Annotated in this window: 10 protein-coding genes; 7 read left to right on the top strand and 3 right to left on the bottom strand. The window is 50.5% G+C overall.

Annotated features, from left to right (window positions below; genetic code table 11):
• Positions 1-375 precede the first annotated feature (375 nt).
• Positions 376-3,339 (top strand): TOTE conflict system archaeo-eukaryotic primase domain-containing protein, encoded by a 2,964-nt coding sequence (locus tag DWY25_RS13730; protein WP_117895711.1) that lies wholly within the window; start codon positions 376-378, stop codon positions 3,337-3,339.
• 62 nt (positions 3,340-3,401) lie between these two features.
• On the opposite strand, the gene DWY25_RS13725 is transcribed toward DWY25_RS13730, so the two are convergent.
• The gene (locus DWY25_RS13725; RefSeq protein ID WP_181981831.1) at positions 3,402-5,225 is read right to left on the bottom strand and encodes an FAD-dependent oxidoreductase; all 1,824 of its coding nucleotides are present in this window, start codon (positions 5,223-5,225) and stop codon (positions 3,402-3,404) included.
• The gene (locus DWY25_RS13720; RefSeq protein ID WP_244925985.1) at positions 5,222-5,584 is read right to left on the bottom strand and encodes a rhodanese-like domain-containing protein; all 363 of its coding nucleotides are present in this window, start codon (positions 5,582-5,584) and stop codon (positions 5,222-5,224) included. Before DWY25_RS13720 ends, DWY25_RS13725 begins: the two co-directional genes overlap by 4 nt.
• Positions 5,585-5,788: 204 nt before the next feature.
• Here DWY25_RS13720 and DWY25_RS13715 point away from each other — a divergent pair, with 204 nt between their 5' ends.
• The 5 genes from DWY25_RS13715 to DWY25_RS13695 all read left to right on the top strand — a co-directional run bounded on the left by DWY25_RS13715 (position 5,789) and on the right by DWY25_RS13695 (position 11,961).
• On the top strand, positions 5,789-6,604 hold the full coding sequence (locus DWY25_RS13715) for a MerR family transcriptional regulator (protein WP_181981830.1): 816 nt from the start codon (positions 5,789-5,791) through the stop codon (positions 6,602-6,604).
• A 252-nt stretch (positions 6,605-6,856) separates the two neighbouring features.
• Positions 6,857-8,251 carry a polysaccharide deacetylase family protein gene (locus DWY25_RS13710; RefSeq protein ID WP_117895707.1) on the top strand — a complete coding sequence of 465 codons (1,395 nt, stop codon included), beginning with the start codon at positions 6,857-6,859 and terminating at the stop codon, positions 8,249-8,251.
• Between the two features lie 84 nt (positions 8,252-8,335).
• On the top strand, positions 8,336-9,070 hold the full coding sequence (locus tag DWY25_RS13705; RefSeq protein ID WP_117895706.1) for a TrmH family RNA methyltransferase: 735 nt from the start codon (positions 8,336-8,338) through the stop codon (positions 9,068-9,070).
• The gene (locus tag DWY25_RS13700; protein WP_117895705.1) at positions 9,067-9,801 is read left to right on the top strand and encodes an alpha/beta hydrolase; all 735 of its coding nucleotides are present in this window, start codon (positions 9,067-9,069) and stop codon (positions 9,799-9,801) included. Before DWY25_RS13705 ends, DWY25_RS13700 begins: the two co-directional genes overlap by 4 nt.
• A gap of 75 nt (positions 9,802-9,876) precedes the next feature.
• Entirely contained in the window at positions 9,877-11,961 is a 2,085-nt protein-coding gene (locus tag DWY25_RS13695; protein WP_117895704.1) for a PTS sugar transporter subunit IIC/EAL domain-containing protein, read from the top strand.
• 275 nt (positions 11,962-12,236) lie between these two features.
• On the opposite strand, the gene adhE is transcribed toward DWY25_RS13695, so the two are convergent.
• Positions 12,237-14,864, bottom strand: coding sequence for a bifunctional acetaldehyde-CoA/alcohol dehydrogenase (gene adhE / locus DWY25_RS13690; RefSeq protein ID WP_117895703.1), 2,628 nt, complete (start codon positions 14,862-14,864; stop codon positions 12,237-12,239).
• A gap of 235 nt (positions 14,865-15,099) precedes the next feature.
• On the opposite strand from adhE, the gene DWY25_RS13685 reads away from it, so the two are divergent.
• Positions 15,100-17,019, top strand: a complete 1,920-nt coding sequence (locus tag DWY25_RS13685; protein ID WP_220412956.1) for a peptidoglycan-binding domain-containing protein — start codon at positions 15,100-15,102, stop codon at positions 17,017-17,019.
• The last annotated feature ends 101 nt before the right edge of the window (positions 17,020-17,120 follow it).

Below are 17,120 nucleotides of genomic sequence, written 5' to 3'. Positions count from 1 at the left end.
TGGGAGGAGCTAAGCTAAGGAAGAATTGGCTTCCTTAGCTTCCTACCCGATTTATAAAGAAAGAACAGAGTAAGCAGAAATTATTAACAGGATTTATTTATTCCAAACAAAGTATAGAAAATAAGAAAGTGATAAGTGGTAAATGAGTTATTCTAAACTGGTTATCCAATTTCTTTCCTGGTATGATTTGTTTGAAAAACACACCAAAAAGATATAAAAAATAGTACAATATGTACACATTTAAGGAAGTATGCTCTCGCCTTAAAGAGTTAAAATTTATATGAGGAATCAGGAATCCTAAGCGAATTAGAGCTGGTAAGGTGTGTTCATTGATGGATGTCGGAATGTGTACTTGCTAAAAAGGAGAGAATTGAAATGGATAATTATGATCGAACAGCGATGGAAGTCAAAATCAAGCAACTCGAAAAAGAAAATAAATATTTGAAATCATTACTTGATAAAGCTGGAATTTCTTATTTTCAATTATCTGAGAGTACTTTAAAAACGGATGAAGGTATTTCGAGTGAAATCGTATTAAATCAGCACTTTAAAATTACTGATGATTTAGCAAATCGCTTTTTTGCAATGTTCTGGGGAAGGACAGATGTTTACAGTAAAAAGGTAATCAATAAAAAAACAGGGAGAGCAGGATTTTATCCACAATGCGAGAATTTCTGGAAAGATTTTTGTCCTAAAAAATCAGAAAAAAAGATTCCTTGTCAGGAATGCTCTTATCGAAAATGGAAAAAACTAGATAAAAAACAAGTAATTCAACATCTTCAGGGAGGCGAAGGAAATAATTCTGAGGGAATTGGGATTTATCCACTGCTTGAGAATGATACTTGTCGTTTTATTGTATTTGATTTTGATAATCATACTGAAACCGATGGTAAGACAAATAAAGTTGATGTATTATGGCAGGAAGAAGTCAACGTTTTACTGGATATTTGTAAGCAAAATGATATTGACGCGTTAATTGAGCGTTCAAGTTCAGGCAATGGGGCGCATGTATGGATATTTTTTCAAAAAGCAATTCCCGCATTTTTAGCGAGAAAATTTGGTTATTTGCTTTTACAAAAGGGTTCTGAGTCTGTAAATCTAAAATCTTTTCGTTATTATGATCGGCTGTTGCCAATGCAGGATCATTTGCCAAACGGCGGACTAGGTAATTTAATAGCTCTACCATTACAATGGAAAGCTTTGAAGGAAGGCAATAGTGCATTTGTCGATGAAAATTGGAATGTTTATCCTGATCAATGGAAAATACTATTCAGTAAGAGAAAAATATCTGAGGAACAAATAGAAAAATATATAAAAGATTGGCAAAGCAGCATGTATCTATATTCAGATCATCAAACTGATGAAAAACCATGGGAAAGAAGCAGTCAGTTTCACAATGAGGACATTGATGGGAAATTAAATATTACGCTGGCTGACGCTATTTATATAAAAACAGATAATCTCAAACCGAGAATCCAAAACCAAATCAGAAGACTTGCAGCGTTTGGAAATCCTGAATTTTATAAAAATCAGGCTATTGGTTTATCTAATTATGCGAATTCCAGAGTTATTTATCTTGGAAGTGATGAAAATGGATATATTAGAATTCCAAGAGGCTTATTAGATGAAATAAAGAAAAAATGTACAGAGAAGGGAATTGCATATGAGATCTCAGATGAGCGTTGCCAAGGACACAGCATAAAGGTAGAATTTTGCGGAAAATTAAGAAAACAACAAATTCCTGCCGTAGAAAAAATGATGCAGGAGGATTGTGGTATTTTAAGTGCTGCGACTGCTTTCGGTAAAACAGTGGTTTGCAGTAAGTTTATAGCCGAGAAAAAAGTGAATACTTTGATTCTTTTGCAGTCTTCAGCATTGATCGAACAATGGAATAAGGCTTTAAGTCATTTCTTGACGATAGATGAAGCTTTGCCCGAATATGAAACACCAACGGGTAGAAAGAAGAAAAGATCAAACTTAATCGGAAAAATTCAAGGAAACTATGATACATCGACAGGAATTATCGATATTGCTATGGTTGGTTCTTTATTTAGGAAAGGAGAGTTTCATCCGCGTTTAAAAGAATATGGAATGATCATATTAGATGAATGTCATCATGCCGCTTCAGATACAATCGTCAACATTTTAAACTACATCAGGGCTAGGTTTATATATGGAGTTACCGCAACGCCGATGCGTGGTGATGGTTTAGAAAAAATCAACTATATGATGATTGGACCAATCCGTTATCAATATACTTCGAAGGAAAGAGCTAAAGATCAGGGAATAGCACATTTGGTTTATCCACGTTTTACAAAAGTAGTTACTTCTAAAATAGATAATGGAAAAATGCATCCTAATGAGGCTTACGAGATTATACGTAATAATGAAGTGCGTGAGGAACTTATTTTAAACGATATTAAGAAATGCATAGAGAATAAGCGGACTCCCGTTATCTTATCGAAGTATAAAGATCAATCGCAGCGGCTTTATAATAAAGTGCGAGAATTTGCAGACAACGTCTTTTTGCTTACGGGCGTAAACTCTAAAAAAGAACATCGGTTAATTTTAGCGAAAATGAATTCAGTACCTCCAAATGAAACGATGATTTTAGTCGCAACCGGCAAGTTAATTGGCGAGGGATTTGATTTTCCTCGGCTTGATACTTTATTTATGGCGACACCGGTCGCGGGAAGTGGAGTAGTCGAACAGTATGCAGGCAGATTAAATCGTGATTATGAAGGAAAAGATAGTGTTATTATTTATGATTACATTGACTTTCATATACCGATGTTTGATCGAATGTATAGTAAACGTTTAAAAGCCTATAAACAAATTGGCTATGAAATTTGCTTAGGAATAACACAATCGAAACAGACAGCTCAAGCGATCTATGATGTAGATAATTATGCAGCAATCTATAAACGAGATTTACTGGAAGTGAATAAAGAAATTATTATTTCCAGCCCTGTATTAAGCGCATCTAAAGTGAATGAAATGATATCTTTTTTGAAAGAAAAGCAAGAAATGGGAATAAGAGTTATTGTGGTGACGTACGCACCTGATTTTTATAATTATGGAGATAGCGGACGTTGGATGGAACTACAGGAAAAAATGAGACGGTCTGGTTTTGAAATGAAGCTTGTTGAAGAATACTGTGAACGTTATACGATTCTTGATCAGGAAATAGTTTGGTACGGAAGTATGAATTTTTTAGCTAAAGAAGATCTTGATGATAACCTAATGCGTGTACAGAGTAAAGAGATTGCTGCCGAGTTGATGGAAATAACATTTGGCATAGATAAAACAAGCAGCAATAAAAAGCTAAAGGAAGCATAGCAATCAAGAAAGAATAAAACGCCGGCTGAGGCCAGCGTTTTATTGTGGAGAAGAGAAAGGGATTAGACGTTGACGCCGGCGGCGAACAGGTCGTTCAGGCCTTCGCTCATCGTCGGATGGGTGTAAATATTATCGCGCAGGACGGTGTACGGCAGGTTGGCGTCCATTGCCAGCTTGATCAGGTTGATCATTTCATGCGATTCTTCGCAGAAGAAGTGCGCGCCGAGAATTTGATCGGTCTTTGCATCGATCACCGCTTTTAACAAGCCGTCGGTTTTCCGCAGAACCTGTGCCTTCGGGATGGCAGCGGCCGGGATCTTGGCGATCTTGACGGCGTAGCCGGCCTGACGTGCTTCTTCTTCACTCAAACCCACGCGGGAGAACGGCGGATCGATGAAGACGCTGTATGGGACCGCGCCGCGGTTGGCGGTTGTGCGCGGCCCGGAATTCAAAGCATCGCGGACAATCCGGGAATCATCCAGTGAGATATAGGTGAATTGCAGACCGCCGGTGACGTCGCCCATTGCCCAGATATGATCGACGGAGGTTTTCAGCTGTTCATCGACGGCGATTGCCCCGCGGGAAGTTAATGCGATTCCCGCCGCTTCCGGATGCAGGTTGTCCAACTGCGGCCGCCGGCCGGTCGCGACGAGTAAAGCATCGCAACGCAGTTCGGCCTCCGCCTCGTTCTGCTTTAAGCTCAGGACGGTTTCCGTCGCTTCATCCCGAACTTCAACCAATGCCGTATTGCGCATTAATTGCACGCCCCGGCGGGCCAGACTCGCTTCCACGGCGTCCGCGATCTCAAGATCCTCGCGCGGCAGGAAACGCTGATTGGGCTGCAGGATTGTGACCTGGGATCCGAAATTGGCAAACATCGAAGCGAATTCCAAGCCGATATAACCGCCGCCCAGGATGACAAGCCGCTGCGGCAGCGTCTGAAGCTCCATCAGGCTTTCGCTGAGATAGACCCGCTGACTTTGGCTTAATCCGGGAATGTCCGGAACAAACGGCTTCGCGCCGGTGTTGATGAAAATCCGCCGGGCTTCCAGGAGTTCCTCGCCTTCTTTCATTTGCACGCGGACATGATGATCGTCCGCAAACGAAGCTTCGCCGTCAATAATCTCGACGCCGGCCGCTGCGAGCTTATCATAATTCTTTTTCCGCAGCATTGCGGTCAGGCGGCGTTTTTCCTCGATCGCCTGGCGGAAGTGCTGCTGGCGGGCCGCGTCATCGCCGCCCTGAATCGCAGACTGACGGGCGCTGTTTTCCAAAGACTTTGTCGGCAGGCAGGCGACGTTGATGCACGTTCCGCCATACATCAGCGGTGATTTCTCAATTAATGCTGTGCGCTGGCCGGCTTTCGCCAGGCTGGCAGCCAGCGTTTTTCCGCCTTTGCCGAAGCCGATGATCAGATTATCGTAGGTTTTCATGAATGAGTTCCTCCTTTTTTTCATGATGATGTTTTCCGGCTGCGAGATAAACAGATCCTGAAGCAGATCCCACAGCGTCAGCCGGTCCAGACTTTCCAGACATTGTTCGTTTAACGAGCGGTAGATTTTATCCATTTCCCGGGCCATGCCGGAGGCGACCAGACAACTCATTTCCGGATCGCCGCTTTGCCATTTGCTTTCCACAAGCGCAACATTCAGCGCTTCGGCAATCTGACGCAGCGTGATGGCCTGCGGGGAGCGGCATAAACGATAGCCGCCCTCGCTGCCTTCCTGCGATACCGCGATCCCGGCCCGGCATAAGGCAGCCATAATCTTGCGGACGCGGACGGGATGAGTGCAGATGTTGACCGCCAGTTCGTCGCTGGACTGCGGTGCGTTTTTATGCGCCAGATACACCGCGGCGTGAATGGCGACGGTCAGCTCGCTTGTCATGCCTGATCCTCCTTTGTGATTTCGTATGGCCATTGAAGCAGCCCGCCGAAATCATACACCTGTTTGTAGCCAAGCCGGACTAATTTCGCCACGGCCTGCGCGCTGCGGTGGCCTGAACGGCAGTACACCAACAGGACGGCATCCTCATCGGGAAGCGCAGCCAGTGCGGAATGACTGATCGTTTCGTTGGGCAGATTGACCGCTCCGGGAATATGACCCTCGGCAAACTCGTCAGGACGGCGCACGTCGATGATCGTGACCGGTTCGTTCGTCATTTTCTGTTGGGCCTGAGCGGGGGTCAGCTTAACTGGCTTTTTCTCTGTGGTTTTACTCATGAAGCGGGAAAAGAATGATGACATAGGATCCTCCGAAAGAACGAAATGTTCTTTTGATACTGTAATCATAAATATTACAGTTAACTCTGTCAACCGGAATGATCATCAAAAAGCGTAAAAAATGTGGAATTTCATGATAAGATGGAAAATAATAAAAATTCGCTGCGGAAACGCTTGACTCTCCCGTTAAGGGAGGGCCTATGCTTGGTTTGCGGAGGAGGAAACAAGATGCTGAAAATTGGAGATTTTTCAAAGATGGGCAAGACGACGGTTAAAACCCTGCGGTACTACGACGCGATCGGTCTGCTGCGGCCGAAGCAGATCGACACGGAGAACGGATACCGCTGGTATTCCACGGATCAGCTGATCGCGTTGGTTCAGATTCAACAATGGCGGCAGCTGGGACTCAGCGTGGAAACAATCGGCAGAATTCTGCGTAAGGAGCTCAGTGAAACTGATGCCCTGAAGCAGCGCCGCGAACAGCTCGGCGCCGATCTCGATTCCATGCAGCGTCAGCTTCGCCGCATCGAGCGCGTCTTAACGACAGGCGCAAAGGAGGGTATTATGAAAATCAATGTCATCGTCAAAGAATTACCGGAATGCATCGTCATGGCCCGGAAGGTCAATTTGCCTGAATATGGCGATCTGCTGAGCGAAATCCCCGTCACCGGGGCCAAGGTCGCCCGTCAGTATCCGGATCTGAAATGCACGCAGCCGGAATATTGTTTCGTGAAAGAACTGGATGGCGAATACCGCGAAAAGAATATCCACGCCGAAATCTGCCAGGCTGTCGAAACCTTGAAGCCTGACTTCGACGACGTTACATTCCGCAAGGAGCCGGCTGTGGAAGCCGCCTGCGCGTTGTTCAAGGGCGGATATGAAGGCTTCAGCGAGGTCTACGCCGCTTTGATGCAGTGGATCGAGGACAATCACGCGGAAATCATCGGTGAACCGCGGGAGAGCTATATCGACGGAATCTGGAATCAGGATTCTGAAGAAAACTGGCTGACGGAAGTCCAGTTCCCGATTCGCTGCCGGGACTGATATCTGACGCGGCGCAGGAACCACGTAGGCTATCCGGAATACAAAACGGATCCCAGTCCAATCACAGGACAGCTTTGCCGGGGGTTAGCGAATATGGAAAGACATCAGGGAGCAATTTCAACTTCCTGATGTTTTTATTGTGTGGAAAACAATTTTCAAGAGCGAACTAGTTAATGAAGTGAAACCAGGAAAGTCACAGTCAGCGTCTTTTTTATCCTGCCGGGGCATACAGTGATAACGAAGGTGAGAAGCGTGAAAACAAAAACAAAATGGCGGTTAGGGATTTACTTATTCATTTTAGCTGCAATCTGCGTGCTGATCGGACAGTCGTGGAGCCGTGAACATCAACGTCGGCGTCTGCCGGAACCGATGCGTCAGACCATCGAAGAGAATCACCGCATTGGAAAGATGAAGCAGAAGATCAAGGTGACGGGCCGGCGGGCGATCGCCGTGTACTATCCGCATCTGGGCAGCGCGGAGATCGACGCGAATATCGAAGCGGCGGTGAAGGAGGCAATTGAAAAATTTGAGCAGGAAAATCAAGGCGTCGAAGGTTTATGTACCTTGTATGCCGATTATGAATCCTACGAACTGAATGAACGGTATGGTTCGGTGCAGATCAGCTTTGAACGCACCGGCGCGATCAATATGAAAGAAGTCCGGGCCTGGACTTTCGATCTGCAGCAGGACCGGCTGATCCGGTTCAGCGATCTGTTCTCGGAGGAAGGCATGAAGCATCTCGCGTTTTTAATGCGCAGCTTCCTGACGACGCTGGCTCCGGAGACCGCCGGTTCTGATTATGAAGTGGATGAAAATGTGCTGATCAATGATAAAGCAGAATTGTATTTAGGCGAAGACGAGCTGCGCGTCGTCCTGCCGCCGCAGACGCTGGCCGCGCAGAGTGAGGAATTGATCGCGGTGATTCCGCTGAACAAAGTGATCGGCTACGTCGATGAGGACACCCGCAATTTATTGGGCTTACAGACGCATGGGCGGATCATTGATCCAACCCGGCCGATGGTCGCGATGACCTATGACGACGGACCGAACCGCCAGGTAACGCCGGTGATTCTGGATGCGCTGAAGGAACACAACGGTGCGGCGACGTTCTTTGTGCTGGGCAGCCGGGTCGCGAATCATAAGGATATCGTCGCGCGGATGCTTGAGGAAGGCAGCGAGGTTGGCAACCATACGTTCGGTCATGTCGATCTGACCAAGCAAAGCAGCCAGGGAATTCTTGATCAGTTCGGCGCAACCTGGGATGCGATCGCCGAAGCCGGTTCGCTGGATCGGCAGGAACTGTTAGTCCGTCCGACGTATGGTGCCTATAACGATACGTTGAAGAAAACCTCGCCGTACCCTCTGATCCTGTGGTCGATCGACACACGCGACTGGGCGCATCAGAACGCGGATAAATCCGTTGACGAGGTCATGCGCGAGGTTCAGGACGGCGATATCATCCTGATGCATGATATGTATGAACCGACAGCCCAGGCCAGCGTCCGGGTGATCGAATGGTTGAGCGAGAAGGGCTATCAGCTGGTGACCGTCAGCGAACTGTTCGAGGCCCGCGGAATCCAGCTGGAACCGGGGAAAACCTATAACTGCGCGTATCCGCCGGCTGACCGTTCGGCGTCCAGGAAATAAAAACGAAACCGGAATCTGAAAAGATTCTGGTTTTTTCCGCGCCGATTGATTATCATAAGAGTAGAAACGACAGGAGGACGATTTATGGAAATCAATTCCCCGATGAATGAGAAAGTTAAAAACTGGGCGAAGCTCCAGCAGAAAAAATATCGCGATCAAACCGGAAAGTTTCTGGTCGAAGGCGAACACCTGATCGGCGAAGCGTTAAAAGCCGGCGCAGTGGAACAGCTGTTGATCGAAGCGGGCCGGACGAATCCGTTTGAAAGAGAGAAGGAAGCGATCGTGTGCGGCGAGAGCGTCATGCGCAAGCTCAGTGCGAATGTGTCGGGCGCCTGGTTGATCGCGGTTTGTACGCAGAAGACAACGGCGCCGGCCGGCTTGCGGACGGTTGTGCTGGATGGGGTGCAGGATCCCGGCAACGTCGGGACGATCATCCGCACGGCGGTGGCTTTCGGTTTTGATCAGGTCTTGCTTTCGCCGGACTGCGCCGACGTCTACAATGAAAAATGCGTGCGTTCCACTCAGGGCGCGCTGTTTCACATCGCGATTTCGCGGACGGAGTTGATTCCGGCGCTGAATGAATTGAAGGAAGCGGGCGTAACGGTGATCGGAACGGCCTTGCAGGGGGCGCAGCCGCTGAGCGAGCTGCCGGTCAGTGAAAACATCGCGGTCGTGCTGGGCAATGAAGGTCAGGGAATCCGGCCGGCGACGCTGGACATCTGTGATCAGCGGGCGTTTATCGAAATGTCCAGCTTTGAATCGCTGAACGTCGCGGTGGCGGCGGGGATCTGCCTGTACCGCTATCGGAGGCGCGGATGATCCGCCACGGGCTGTTCGCTTCCCACCGCAAAAAACGCGTGCTGATCGCGATTCATGGCTTCGGCCGGCGCAAGCAGGAAGATTTTCATTATCTGAAAACGATGTGCGAGGCGGATTCCGGGCTGGAATACCGCTGCTTTGATTTGTATGACGAGGATAAAAATGAAAAGGAATGGCTGGTGTGGGTAGCCCGCGCAAACCAGGAGGTCACGGCGTATCTTGAAAAAGGGTATGAAGTGACGCTGCTGGGCTTTTCAATGGGCGGGGTGATCGCGGCGTTTCTGGCTTCCTTTTTGGCGGTGAATAAGCTGGTGCTGGTCGCGCCGGCGTTTGAGTACATGAATCTGGAAACGGTCAGCCGTCTGATTCCGAAATACGCTGCGATTTTGAAGCACAGTGAATCGCAGTTTAAGGCGTATATGGACGAGCGGTTATTGGAATATGAATATTTCCCGCAGTTTTTCGAGTTGGTGAAAAAGCTGAAGCCGGCGGTAAAAAAAGTGACGTGTCCGACGCTGATTCTGCAGGGACTGCAGGATGAATTCGTGCCGCTGTCGTCTTCGCAATACGCTTATCATCAAATTCAGAGCGAACGCAAACAGCTCGTCTGCTTCGAGGCCTGCGGTCATGAGCTGCTGGAAAACGAGGGCTGCCGGCAGGATGCGTTCAGTCTGATCCGGCAGTTTATCGACGATCGCTGGGGACAGGCGCCCGCAAATCCGTGCACTTAGTTTGTAATTCGGACAAATAAACCCGGACGTTCCGCGCGAAATGCGGTATAATAGAAGAAAATCAGGGAGAAAAGCATGCGGATAGAGAAGCTCAGCGCCGGTTTGGCGAAAATGGAATCTTACCGGCTGATCCGCTCTGTCAGGGCGGGATTGACCATCGCGATTCCGATTTTAATGATCGGATCTTTTTCTCTGCTGATCCGGACGTTCGCGGGCTATTTTCCCGCATTGATTTTCATTGAGGAGCTGGCGGAACTGCTTTATCAATGTACCTTCGGCATTCTGTCGGTATTGTTGACGGGATGTCTGGCCTGGGGTGCGCTGCAGACCGAAGAAAAACCGCTGCCCGGGGATTGGATTGTACCGCCGGCGGCGATCATGGTGTTTATCATTCTTAACGGCGGTCTGAAGCTGGAGTCTGCGGGTGCGGTTGGGACATTCACCGCGGTGTGCGCGGCGTTTTTCACGAGTTTCACGTATTGTTGGCTACGGCGGAAGATGCCGGCCGAACATTTCTTTACGCCGGGTGCGGATTATAATTTCAATCAGGCGCTCACGGCCATCCTGCCGATGCTGGCGGTGCTGCTGTCAGCGGCGGTGTTCAACGAGGGCATCCGTCTGATCTTCCATACCGAAAGCTTTCAGGAAGTTTTCGTGCTGTTGTCCAACACGCTGTTCCGGCACATGGGGCGGGGATTCATCAGTTCAGCCTTGTTTGTGTTTCTGTCGTCGGTGCTGTGGCTGCTCGGCATTCATGGAACCAACGTTCTTGAAAATGTTTCGCGGACTTTGTTTCAGGAAGGCATGCAGATCAACGTCGCGGCGGTGGCCGCGGGGCTGGAACCGACCGAGATCTTTACCAAGACCTTTCTCGATAACTTTGTCTTTATCGGCGGCTGCGGGACGCTGATCTGTCTGCTGATCGCGCTGATGCTGTTCAGCCGTCAGCGCGTTAACCGGACGCTGGCGAAAACGGCGGTCATCCCGATGTTGTTCAATATTAATGAGCTGATGATTTTCGGCCTGCCGGTAATGTTTAATCCGGTGTTTGTGGCGCCGTTTCTACTGACGCCGCTGGTCTGTCTGTTCACCTCGTCGCTGGCGATGGGGCTGGGCTGGGTGCCGCTGTGCGTGCAGGGCGTGGAATGGACAACGCCGGCTTTGATCAGCGGCTATATGGCGACCGGTTCATGGGCCGGAGTGGTGCTTCAAATTGTGAATATCGCAATCGGCGTGGGAATTTACGCGCCGTTTGTGTTGCTTTATGATAAAATTCTGATCCGGCAGTCGCAGCGGCAGATGAGCGAGCTGATCGCTATGCAGAATGAACAGATGGAACAAGGCAAACCGACGAATCTGATCGGCGCGCACGGCATGATCGGCAACTTTGCGAAGCTGCTGGCGGCGGAAATGAAATATGACTTGCAGCAGAATCATATCGAGATGGGCTATCAGCCGCAGTTTGACGCGGACAATCATTGCTTCGGCGTCGAAGCGCTGCTGCGGTACACCCATCCGCGCTATGGCAAGGTGCCTCCGCCGCTGATCATCGATCTGGCGAAGGAGACCGATCAGCTGCAGACGCTGGAGCTGGCGGTGTTCACGCAGGTGCTGCAGGCGGATTTCAGCGGAATTGACGCGGTGATCTCCATGAATGTCACGGTGGATACGTTAAAGTCGGAAGTCTTCGCGGATTTTCTCCGGCATCATCCGGTGCCGAAAGACCGGTATTGCATTGAGGTCACGGAGCAGAACACGCTGCTTCTGGATGATGCGATGCGTCAGCGGCTGAAGGAATTCAAAGATCTGGGGTATTCGCTGGCCGTCGATGATTTCTCCATGGGCAGCACATCGCTGAAATATCTTCAAAGCAGTCAGTTTGAGCTGGTCAAGCTGGACGGCAGCCTGGTGAAAAATGCCCGGGAGAACGAGAGCGGCCGGCAGATCATTCAGTCGATTCTATATCTGGCCCAGTCGATGAATTTCACGGTGATCGCGGAATATGTGGAAACCGCGGAGGTTCGCGATCTGTTGAAGGCCTTGGGCTGTACCCATTATCAGGGGTACTTGTACAGTCCGGCAGTCCCGTTGGAGCAGCTAAGGGACGTGATCCGGGAGATTGAGAATCAGGGCCAGGCCGCAAGCTTGAAAAGATTGTAAGGAAACGAAGAAACAGGAAACCGCGCGCGTTAAATCATGCCTGCGGTTTTTTTAGGTTCTCCTCACAGAATCAAGCTGTCAAGAAATTGAGATTTCAATCTGATCTATTTTGCCAACCGACTTTCTCATTGAAAGCAGCGTCTGCGTCAAGGACGTAAAAAATCCCGATCCAGCGAAGCGGCGCTGAACCGGGATTCAGGAAAGGCGAACGTCGGGACTGAGGAACATCAGTCCCGACAGAAATGATTTAAATGGGAAGGGAAAGTTGTTCTTGTTTATTTCGTGTAGTAGCTGGTGTCGCCTTCGTAGGAAGCACGCAGGATGTCAATCATATCAGTAACCATCGGTACGCGCGGGTTCGCCGGAGAGCACTGATCTTCATAAGCCAGGTAAGCGATCTTTTCCTTGGCGGCGTCCCAGGCCTTTGCGTCCAGACCCTGTTCCTTAAAGCTCATCTTGATGCCGCAGTCCGCGCCCAGATCCGCGCAGGCTTTGGCGTAAGCGACAACGCCTTCTTCGACGGTGTTGAATTTCAGACCGATCAAGCGGGCTAATTCCGCGTATTTCTCATCGGCTTTGTAATAGTTGTATTTCGGCCAGACGCCCGGCTTTTCCGGCTTGGTTCCGTTATAGCGAATGACGTAAGGCAGTAAGATCGCGTTGGTGCGGCCGTGCGGCACATGGAATTCAGCGCCGATCTTGTGCGCCAGGGAATGATTCATGCCCAGGAAGGCGTTGGCGAAGGCCATGCCCGCTAAGGTTGCGGCATTGTGCATCTTTTCGCGTGCTTCCGGATCGTTCTTGCCATTGGCAACCGCCCGCGGCAGATATTCGAAGACCATCTTGATCGCCTGCAGCGCCAGACCATCGGTGAAATCAGAGGCCAGCGTCGAAACATAGGCTTCCGTCGCATGCGTCAGCACGTCCATGCCGGTGTCGGCAGTAATCGAAGCCGGCAGACTCATCGTCAGCGCCGGGTCGACGATCGCGACGGTCGGCGTCAGGGAGTAGTCGGTCAGCGGGTATTTCTTGTTTTCCTCTTTATCGGTAATGACGGCGAACGGCGTTACTTCTGAACCAGTGCCGGAAGTCGTCGGGATGCAGACCAGCTTGGACTTTTTGCCCAGTTCCGGATAGCGGAACGCCCGCTTGCGGATGTCCATGAACTTCTGCTTCAGATCGTCGAAGTTGACGTCCGGCTGTTCGTAGAATAACCACATGCCCTTCGCCGCGTCCATTGAAGAACCGCCGCCGATCGCAATGATCGTATCCGGCCGGAACGCCTGCATCAGGCTCAGGCCCTTTTTGACAGTCTGGATGGACGGATCCGGTTCGACGTCGCAGAACAGCTGAACCTGAACCTTGTTGCGGCGCTGTTCCAGCTGATCGGTAACACGGGTGACATAGCCCAGATCGACCATCGAGCGGTCGGTAACGATGAAGACCCGCTCAACATCCCGCATGCTGTGGAGATATTCGATAGAATCTCGTTCAAAATAAATTTTAGACGGCACTTTAAACCACTGCATATTGTTTCTCCTCTTTCCGATCTTCTTGATGTTCAGCAGGTTGACGGCGCTGACGTTATCCGATACGGAGTTGTGGCCGTAGGAGCCGCAGCCCAGGGTCAGGGACGGAATAAAGGAGTTGTAGACGTTGCCGATGCCGCCGAAGGTGCTTGGTGAATTCCAGATGATCCGGCAGGCTTTGATCCGTTCGCCGAAACGCTTCGCTAAATCGGCGTTGGCGGTGTGAATGGCGGCGCTGTGGCCGATGCCGTTGAACATGACCATCGCTTCCGCTTTATCGAACCCATCGTCGACCGATTCCGCTTTCAGCATGGCCAGCACCGGCGATAATTTTTCGCGGGTCAGCGGTTCGTTCGGTCCGACTTCCTTACATTCCACGATGATGATGCTGGTGCGCGGATTGACGGTGAAGCCGGCCCGCTCGGCGATCCAGGCCGCGGACTTACCAACGATATCCGGATTCAGCTTGGCCGCACCGACGTTTTTGGTGAAGGCCTTGACGCCGAACATGTACTGTTCCAGCATTTCCTTTTCTTTCTTATTTGCGTAGTGGACATTGTAATTCTTGAACTGATCCTTGACGTCGTCGTAGATTTCCTTATCGACGATGACGGCCTGTTCCGAAGCGCAGATCATGCCGTTGTCGAACGCCTTGGACAAGGCGATGTCGTTGACCGCCTGTTTGATATCGGCGGTCGTTTCAATGTACGCCGGAACGTTGCCCGCGCCGACGCCCAGGGCCGGCTTGCCGCAGCTGTACGCCGCTTTGACCATCGCGTTGCCGCCGGTAGCCAGGATCGTTGCGACACCCGGATGATTCATCAGCGCCGAGGTTGCTTCCATACTTGGATGTTCGATCCACTGAATGCAGTTTTTCGGGGCGCCCGCTTTGACCGCGGCTTCATAGACGACCTTGGCGGCCGCGACGGAGCACTGCTGAGCGTTCGGATGGAAACCGAAGATGATCGGGTTTCTCGTCTTCAGGCAGATTAAACTCTTGAAAATCGCGGTGGATGTCGGATTGGTGACCGGAGTGACGCCGGCGACGACGCCGACCGGTTCGGCGACGTAGGTTAATCCCTGAACCTCGTCCTCCTTAATGACACCGACCGATTTCAGGTGCCGCATGTGGTTGACAACATATTCGCAGGCGAACAGATTCTTGGTGGCCTTGTCTTCAAAGACGCCGCGCTTGGTTTCCTCAATCGCCAGTTTGGCTAATTCGCCGTGTTTATCCAGGGCTGCGACCGAACATTTGGCGACGATGTAGTCGACCTGGTCCTGATCCAGCTTTAAAAAGTCATCCAGGGCCTGCAAGCCGTTTTCAACTAATTGATTGACTTCCGCCTGAGCCGGGCTAAGTGTTTCTTCCATCAGAATATCCTCCTTGTTGTGAATAGTTTCACTTGTCTTTACGGGTGTGATTATAGCATGTCGAAAAAGACGTTGCAATAGGCTTATGACAACTTTTTCACAAGTAAACGGTTACATTCATAAAAAGTTTTTTCGGTACCGCTTACATCAAAAAACTTCGGAAATCGACAGAATACTGAACCCTGCCCAACTGAAAAATGCGGTATCGCATATCGTAGCAGTGGAGGTGACAGCGATGCAATATGGTACTTTAATCGTAGAAGTAACCGTGGCTCAGCAAGCGCTGCCGATCGAAGGCGCGGCGATCATCGTGACCAACGACGATCAGACGGTGGATCTGCGGTTGAGCAGCGGAGCGAACGGCAAGAGTCCGGTAATCCGAATCGAGGCGCCCGACCGGGAGCTGAGCTTGAATCCCGACAATCAGACAAAGCCGTACGCGCAGGTGCATGTAACGGTGTCCAAAGCCGGATTTGCGGACCGGACATTCCGCAATGTTCAGATTTTCGCGCAGGAGGAAGCGCTGCTGCAGGTAGACCTGCTCAATGCCGACGAGGAACTGGCGCCGCAGTTTGAGGAATTCATCGAAATTCCCGAACATGCCCTGACCCGCTCCATGGCTCGTTCCTGCGGCTGTTCGCGCGGCGGCTGCTGCGGTTTTAACGAGAGCGTCGGCGCAGGCGACGCCGAGGAATCGATCGCGCCGTACATTCTGGATTATCCGATTATTCCCAAATATGTGACCGTGCATCTGGGCCGGCCGACTGCCAGCGCCCAAAATGTGACGGTGACCTTCAAGGACTACATTAAGAATGTAGCGTCCAGCGAAATTTATCCGACCTGGCCGGAACAGAGTCTGCGTGCGAATATTTACTGTCAGATCTCGCTGTGCTTGAATCGTGTTTATACTGAATGGTACCGCAGCCGCGGTTATTCGTTCGATATCACCAACAGCACGGCGTTCGATCAGTATTTCGTATACGGCCGGGATATTTTCACCAGCATCAGCAAGGTCGTCGACGATATTTTCAACGAATATATCCGCAAGGTGAACACGGTGAATCCATATTACGCGGAATATTGCGACGGCCGGCAGGTATGGTGCAAAGGCTTAAAGCAATGGGGCACTGTCGATCAGGCAAACAAGGGCCTCAACGCTTTTGAAATTCTGCAATATTATTATGGAAATGATATTGAATTGATCGATACCAATCGAATCGAGGGGGTCAGCGGTTCCTTCCCGGGACTGAATCTGCAGCGCGGCGTGCGCAGCGACAGCGTGGCGATCATCCAGAATCAGCTGAACCGGATTGCCGTAAACTATCCGAATATTCCGCCAACCTATCCGATCGACGGTATTTTCGGAGAAGGTACGGAGAACGCGGTCAAGGCGTTCCAGCGGCAGTTTTCCTTAACCGCGGACGGCATTGTCGGTAAAGGAACCTGGTATAAGATTTCCTATATTTACGTCGCGGTGAAAAAGCTGGCCGAGCTCAGCTCCGAAGGCGTCGAGGACCGGCTGCCGGGCGTCTATCCGGGCCGCGCGCTGCGTCAGGGCGACCGCAACGTCTATGTGCAGGAAATCCAGTTTTACCTGCAGAAGATCGCGTTGTTTACCTCGCGTGTGCCGACGGTGAAAATCGACAGCAGCTTCGGCGCTTCGACCCGCAATGCGGTTGTGGCCTTCCAGAAGCTAGCCGGTCTGACGGCCGATGGGATCGTAGGGCGGCAGACCTGGGATATCCTGGTGCGGGCCTATCGGGAAACCCAGTCGATCGTTCCGCCGATTTCCCAGAAGATCCCGGCTTATCCGGGAACGTCGCTGCGCTTAGGCAGCCGCGGCGAGAATGTCAGCATCATGCAGATGGCGCTGAACGTCATCAACCAGGGCTGGGGCAATTCCAATCAGCTGGTCGTCGACGGGATCTTCGGTGCGGCGACGGAAGCGGCAGTACGTGCTTTCCAGACCCGTGTGGGCCTGACGGCCGACGGGATCATCGGGCGGAACACCTGGGGCGCAATTTCCGAGCAGTACAGCGTTGCGACCAACAACGCGGTAGCCTTGTCGGAACAGAACTTCGAGCTGTACCGGTTCTTATATGAGAACTATACAAGCTTGATGTATGCGATCGACAATCATCAGGCTAATCTGTAAAGTATCAATCAACGAAGCAAAAAAGTCCGCGAATTACGGACTTTTTTCATCATTTAGTCAGAGCGTCAGACGCTGATGAATTTCAGAAATCAAAAAGCAGA

The organism is Holdemania filiformis (assembly GCF_003459085.1).
In the GTDB taxonomy this organism is placed as follows: Bacteria; Bacillota_I; Bacilli_A; order Erysipelotrichales; family Erysipelotrichaceae; genus Holdemania; species Holdemania filiformis.
This window is presented reverse-complemented; position numbering and strand designations above follow the sequence as displayed.